The sequence below is a fragment of the Actinomadura sp. 6K520 genome (assembly GCF_004349245.1).
In the GTDB taxonomy this organism is placed as follows: domain Bacteria; phylum Actinomycetota; class Actinomycetes; order Streptosporangiales; family Streptosporangiaceae; genus Spirillospora.
In genome coordinates, this window is sequence record NZ_SMLC01000356.1 from 1 (window position 1) to 2,634 (window position 2,634).

Genomic DNA, 2,634 nt, shown 5'->3' on the forward strand with positions numbered 1-2,634 from the left:
TGTGAGCAGCGGCAGATCAAAACCCGCCGCATCGACGTCGACTACGCCTCACACAGCCCCGCCATCGACACCATCACCGACCACATCACCACCGCCGCCACCGGCATCACCCCCCAAGCCGCCACCACGGCCATGTACTCCACCGTCACCGGACAACCCATCAACGGCACCGAACTCCACGCCCGCTACTGGTACGACAACATCCGCAACACCGTCCACTTCCACCCCACCATCACCCACCTCACCACCCAAGGCCACACCACCTACATCGAAACCAGCCCACACCCCACCCTCACCACACCCATCCAACACACCCTCGACACCCACCCCGCCGCCACGACCACCACCACCGTCGGCACACTCCACCGCGACCACCCCACCTGGACCCAACTCCTCACCAACCTCGCCACCCTCCACACCCAAGGCTTCACAACCGACTGGACCCGAATCCTCGACACCATCGGCGTCCCACGGCCCGCGACCCCGCCCGCACTGCCCACCTACGCCTTCCAGCGCCAGCGGTACTGGCTGCGAGCCCAGGCCGGTGCGGCCAACGTCGCCGCGGCCGGATTGAAGGACGCCGAGCACCCGCTGCTCGGCGCCTGCGTGACCCTCGCCGACGAGCAGACCACGGTCTTCACCGGACGCCTGTCCCTGGACACCCATCCCTGGCTCGCCGACCACGCCATCAACAACACACCCGTCCTCCCCGGCACCGCCTACCTCGAACTCGCCATCCACGCAGGCGACCACACCGGCACACCCCACATCCACGAACTCACCCTCCACACCCCCCTCGTCCTCACGACCCCCGTCCAGCTTCAGATCACCGTCGACCCACCCGACGACAACGGTCACCGAGCCCTGACCATCCACTCGTGCGCCACCAACACCGACGCCTGGACCTGCCACGCAACCGGCACTCTCACTCCTGCGGCGGTACCCGACTCACGCGACCTCTCCGCGTGGCCCCCGCCCGACGCCGAGCCGGTCCCGACCGACGAGCTCTACCAGCGGCTGGACGACTTGGGCCTGAACTATGGCCCCCTTTTCCAGGGCGTCCGCACCGCCTGGCGCGCCCCTGAGGGGATCTACGCCGAGATCCAGCTCTCCGACCCCGACGCCGCCACCGGCTACACCCTCCACCCCGCCCTACTGGACGCCGCGCTTCATCCCGCCGTCCTGGTCACCGAATCCCGGAACGGCGAGGCTCAGCTTCCGTTCAGCTGGAACGGCGTCACCCTTCACGCCGCCAACGCCACGACACTCCGCGTCGCCATCACGCCCCGCGGCGACGCGGGGAGCGGCGACGGATCGGGCGGCCGTATCTCCCTATCGGCGGCGGACACCGCCGGCAGGCCCGTCATCACCGTCGACGCGCTCACGCTGCGTCCTGTCGTCTCCGAACTACCTGCCGGGATGGCTCAGCGCAGGCATCTGCACGCGCTCACCTGGCCGGCCATCCCACCGAGCGCCGACGCAGCCGACGAGCCCTATGCGGTACTGACCGCGCACGACCCCGAGTTCGCGAACGCCCTCCTCGGCACCGGTGCCCAGGCGTGCGACGATCTGGAGCAGGTCGCAGAGCTTTCCACCCGGCCCCCGGTCGTCGTCGCCCCCTGTCCCGGTGTCGATGGCGAGGAAGAAGTCGTCGCTCGCGCTCACTCCGTTACTCGGCAGGTGCTCCGGCTGATCCAGCGGTACCTCGCCGACGATCGCCTCAGCGGCAGCCACCTGGTGCTCCTGACCACCGCGTGCATCGACACAGGCAGAGACACAGAGCCGGAGACGGTCGATCCTTCACAGGCACCGGTGTGGGGTCTGGTCCGGAGCGTCCAGACCGAGCATCCCGGCCGCATCACGCTCATCGACATCGACCGGCAGGCTGCGAGCCTCCAGACGCTCCCCGCAGCGATCGGGACCGCTCTCAGCCAGGACGAACCTCAGCTCGCCGTCCGCGGCCCGTCCCTGCATGTCCCGCGCCTGACCCGGTCGGCCGCTCTGGCCGTCGATGCTTCCGAGCAGGACGGGACGACCGCCGGCTTCAGCCCTGGCGGTACGGTCCTGGTCACCGGCGGTACAGGCACCCTCGGCCGGCTGGTCGCCGAGCACCTGGTCACCACCCACGGCGTCACCCACCTGCTGCTGGCCAGCCGCACCGGACCCAACGCCCCCCAAGCCCAAGAGCTGAGCCGTCACCTGGAAGAACTCGGCGCACACGTCACCATCACCGCATGCGACACCGCCGACAGCGACCAACTCGCCGCCCTCCTGGCAGACATCCCACCCGAACACCCACTCACCGCAGTGATCCACGCAGCCGGAGTCATCGACGACGCCGTCACCACCTCCCTCACCACCCAACAGATCGACAAAGTCTTCGCCCCCAAAGTCGACGCCGCCTGGAACCTGCACCACCACACCCGCCACCTCCCCCTCAACAACTTCATCCTCTTCTCCTCCGCCGCCTCCACCCTCGGCTCACCCGGCCAAGCCGCCTACGCCGCCGCCAACCACTTCCTCGACACCCTCGCCACCCACCGCCACACCGAAGGACTACCCGCCCAATCCATCGGATGGGGCTACTGGCAACAAGACACCGGCATGACCGGCCACCTCACCGACACCGACCGC

General features: G+C 68.9%; 1 protein-coding gene. It reads left to right on the plus strand.

What is annotated here, in order from left to right; genetic code table 11:
- Positions 1-2,634, plus strand: a 2,634-nt coding sequence (locus E1289_RS37215; protein ID WP_131988831.1) for an SDR family NAD(P)-dependent oxidoreductase, incomplete at both ends; no start/stop codon positions are given.